Below are 1,930 nucleotides of genomic sequence, written 5' to 3' on the forward strand. Positions count from 1 at the left end.
AGGCTGGCGCGGGCGACCAGGTGGCCGACATCGTGCGTCTCGCCATCGTAGGCCGCCAGGTCGGCGGCGGGGCCCGGGACCTCGACGAGCGGGCAGGCGGGGGCGAAGGCGTTCGGATTGTCGGCGTCGCAGGCAGTCAGCAGAATCGCGAGCGGCAGGAGCGCCAGGCCGCAGAGAAGGGCGGGACGGCGGGGGCGGCGCGGGCCGGTCGGAATGACGATGGTCATGCTGGGGTCCGGGGTCTCGTTTTCTCGGTCAGGTTGCAGGCGGCCGTGGGGACGGATGGTCCGCGGCGTGTGTTTCTGTGGCGTCGGTCGGACGGGTAGGTCCAAATGCGCCGGAGTCGCAGGAAAATGGCTTGCGCCATGTCCCTGCTTTGCGTAGGGCCGAACCAGCATCGGGATGCAGCGGCCGGCCGGAGGCTGCCCTCGGCCCGTATCCTATACCGCCCGCCGGACGTTTGGGGAACACCATGCCAGATCAGATGATTCACACGCCCGATCCCGCCCCGGCCCTGGAATCGGCCGACGCGCCGACCCGGTCGCTGAAGGTCCTGCTGGCCGGTCCGCGCGGGTTCTGCGCCGGTGTCGACCGGGCGATCCGGGTGGTCGAGGAAGCGATCCGCCGCTATGGCGCGCCGGTCTATGTCCGGCACGAGATCGTCCATAACCGTACGGTGGTCGAGGCGCTGGAGGCGCAGGGGGCGATCTTCGTCGAGGAGCTGGACGAGGTGCCGGCCGACGGTCATGTCGTCTTTTCCGCCCATGGCGTGCCCAAGAGCGTGCCGGCCGAGGCCGAGCGGCGCAACCTGCTGTATCTGGACGCGACCTGCCCGCTGGTATCGAAGGTGCATCGCGAGGCCGAGCGCCATTTCGCCGATGGCGGCCCGGAGAGCCGGCATATCCTGATGATCGGTCATGCCGGGCATCCGGAGGTGGTCGGCACGATGGGCCAGTTGCCGCAGGGGGCGGTGACCCTGATCAATGATGCCGAGGAGGCCCGCACCGTACAGCCGGCCGACCCGGCGCGCCTGGCCTTCATTACCCAGACCACGCTGTCGGTCGACGACACAGCCGAGATCGTCGAGATCCTGCGCCGCCGCTTTCCGCTGATCGAGGGGCCGAAGCGCGAGGATATCTGCTATGCCACGACCAACCGGCAGGAAGCGGTGAAGGCGATCGCGCCGGGCTGCGACCTGGTGATCGTGATCGGTTCGCCGAATTCGTCGAACTCGCAGCGCCTGCGTGAGGTGGCGGAGCGCTCGGGCGCGCCGCGCGCCCTGCTGGTGCCGCGCCTGGGCGACCTGGACTGGTCGGTGCTGGACGGGGTGAGCACGCTGGGAATCACCGCCGGCGCGTCGGCGCCCGAGGCGCTGGTGCAGGAGATGGTGGCGGCGCTGGCCAAGCGCTTTACGCTGGAAATCGAGGAACGGACGGTCAAGGAAGAGAACGTGATCTTCCGCCTGCCGGCGCCGCTGGGCTGAACAGAACCCGCTTGCATGGCTGTCTATACGGATGTGTCCGACGGGGCGTTGCGCGCGTTTCTGTCGGCGTACGATATCGGGGCGCTGACGGCGTTTCGCGGCATTGCCGAAGGGGTCGAGAACAGTAATTTCGTTCTGCGCACCACGGGGGGCACCACGGGGGGCGCCGCAGGGAACGCCAAAGGGAGCGTTACGGGGAACGACTTTATCCTGACCCTGTACGAGCGGCGGGTGAATCCCGAGGACCTGCCCTGGTTCCTGGGGCTGATGGGGTATCTGTCCGACCATGGCCTGTCCTGTCCGCGCCCGGTGGCGGCGCGGGACGGGGCGGCGCTGCGCGTGCTGGCCGGGCGGCCGGCGGCGATCACCACTTTCCTGCCCGGCGTCTGGCCGCGCACGGTGACGGAAGCGCATTGCGGGCCGGTCGGCGCCGCGCTGGCCCGGCTG

General features: G+C 69.6%; 2 protein-coding genes and 1 pseudogene. 2 read left to right on the top strand and 1 reads right to left on the bottom strand.

Annotated elements, in window-relative coordinates:
- Window positions 1-227 (bottom strand): annotated as a pseudogene (locus HUK84_RS16525) (hypothetical protein); the annotation flags it as partial.
- Between the two features lie 257 nt (window positions 228-484).
- On the opposite strand from HUK84_RS16525, the gene ispH reads away from it, so the two are divergent.
- Window positions 485-1,483 carry a 4-hydroxy-3-methylbut-2-enyl diphosphate reductase gene (gene ispH, locus HUK84_RS16530; RefSeq protein WP_176641256.1) on the top strand — a complete coding sequence of 333 codons (999 nt, stop codon included), beginning with the start codon at window positions 485-487 and terminating at the stop codon, window positions 1,481-1,483.
- Between the two features lie 15 nt (window positions 1,484-1,498).
- On the top strand, window positions 1,499-1,930 hold a 432-nt coding region (locus HUK84_RS16535; protein ID WP_176641255.1), incomplete at its 3' end, for a phosphotransferase.

Origin of the sequence: Nguyenibacter vanlangensis (assembly GCF_013376155.1) — a bacterium.
In the GTDB taxonomy this organism is placed as follows: domain Bacteria; phylum Pseudomonadota; class Alphaproteobacteria; order Acetobacterales; family Acetobacteraceae; genus Gluconacetobacter; species Gluconacetobacter vanlangensis.